Raw genomic sequence first — 2,062 nt, 5'->3', positions numbered from 1 at the left:
TCAAATCTGCTTGAATATGGCTGTGGCCGTCTTCGTGTTGCAGACCTTCACCGTTCAGCGTTGTACGGCCGGCAGTACCACCCAACAGGAAGCCGCGTGCGTGCATATCGCCGGCAGCCCATGCCAAATCGCCGACACGTTGGAAACCGAACATAGAGTAGTAAATGTAGAAAGGAATCATGGCAAAGTCGTTGTTTGCGTAGCTGGTCGCAGCAGCAATCCAGTCAGCCATGGCACCTGGTTCGTTAATACCTTCTTGCAAGATTTGACCGTCAACAGACTCTTTATAGAACATCAGTTGGTCTTTATCTTGAGGGGTGTATTGTTGACCTTTAGGGTTCCAAATACCATATTGGCGGAACATACCTTCCATACCGAAAGTACGGCTTTCGTCAGGAACGATAGGTACAACGCGTTTGCCGATTTTTTTGTCTTTCAGCAGAGTAGACAGGATGCGTACGAAAGCCATGGTGGTTGAGAATTCACGGTCACCACTGGATTTCAGTTGGGCATCAAATGCTGACAACTCAGGCACTTCCAGAACGTCTTGGGTAGGGTTGCGTTTAGGCAGGTAACCGCCCAAAGATTCACGGCGTGCGTGCAGGTATTTGTATTCTTCGCTGTCAGGAGCAAAAGTCAGGTAAGGCAGGTCGCCACTGTCGATTTGCTCGTCAGTTACCGGAATGTCAAAGCGGTCACGGAATTGTTTCAGAGACGCTTTGTCCATTTTTTTGGCTTGGTGGGCAACGTTTTGACCTTCGCCGGATGCACCCATACCGTAACCTTTAATGGTTTTCGCCAAGATTACAGTAGGTTTACCGTCTGCGTGGTTCACAGCGCGGTCGTAAGCGTTGTACACTTTTTGAGGGTCATGACCACCACGGTTCAATGCCCAAATTTCGTCATCAGTCATATCGGCGACTAATGCTTTCAGTTCAGGCGTATTGAAGAAGTGTTCGCGAACGTATGCACCGTCTTTGGATTTGTAAGTTTGGTAGTCACCGTCCAAGCACTCTTCCATACGTTTGCGCAGGATACCATCTTTGTCTTTTGCCAAGAGGCGGTCCCAGCGACGACCCCAGATGACTTTCACAACATTCCAGCCGGCGCCGGCAAAGTTGCCTTCCAGCTCTTGAATGATTTTGCCGTTACCGCGTACTGGGCCGTCCAAACGTTGCAGGTTACAGTTGATAACGAATACCAAGTTGTCCAAGCCTTCGCGTGAAGCCAGAGCAATAGCACCTTGGCTTTCAGGTTCGTCCATTTCGCCGTCGCCACAGAATACCCATACTTTACGGCCTTTGGTTTTAGCCAGACCGCGAGATTCCAAGTATTTCAGGAAGCGTGCTTGGTAAATTGCCATCAATGGGCCAAGACCCATAGATACGGTTGGGAATTGCCAGAAGTCAGGCAACAGGTGAGGGTGAGGGTAAGAAGGCAGACCTTTGCCGTCAACTTCTTGACGGAAGTTGTTCAGCTGGTCTTCAGTCAGACGGCCTTCAACGAAAGCACGTGCATAGATGCCAGGGGCTACGTGGCCTTGGAAGAATACCAAATCGCCTTCTTCGCCTTCGCCTTTAGCTTTCCAGAAGTGGTTGAAGCCGACTTCGTACATAGTGGCGGCTGATTGGAAAGATGCAATGTGTCCACCCAATTCCAAATCTTTTTTACCCGCGCGCAAAACGATAGCGGCAGCGTTCCAACGAACGAATGCACGGATGCGGTGTTCGATGTTTTGGTCGCCGGGGATGCCTTTTTCGTCTTCAACGGAAACAGTGTTCAAGTATGGAGTAGTGGTGCCGTGAGGCATACGGATGCCTTTGTCACGGCTGTATTTGACCAAACTTTCCAGCAGGTATTGGGCGCGCTCGCTGCCTTCATATTCTAAAACAGAGCTTAACGCGTCTAACCATTCTTTGGTTTCAATTGGGTCAACATCGTGTAATTGGGTGGACATAATATCTATCCTTGTGTTGAGTGTTTTTCAATGACGGAGTATTACTCCGATATTTTCGTTTGCGAACAAATGTGAGTTAAAAACGAAAATTCCTAGAGTCAAATT

General features: G+C 48.9%; 1 protein-coding gene. It reads right to left on the bottom strand.

Annotated features, from left to right (window positions below; all coding sequences use genetic code 11):
* The coding region (gene aceE / locus ACTHUT_RS18875; RefSeq protein WP_440419393.1) for a pyruvate dehydrogenase (acetyl-transferring), homodimeric type at positions 1-1,957 on the bottom strand (1,957 nt) is incomplete at its 3' end.
* Positions 1,958-2,062 lie beyond the last annotated feature (105 nt).

The organism is Neisseria sp. P0022.S010 (assembly GCF_051956635.1).
This window is presented reverse-complemented; position numbering and strand designations above follow the sequence as displayed.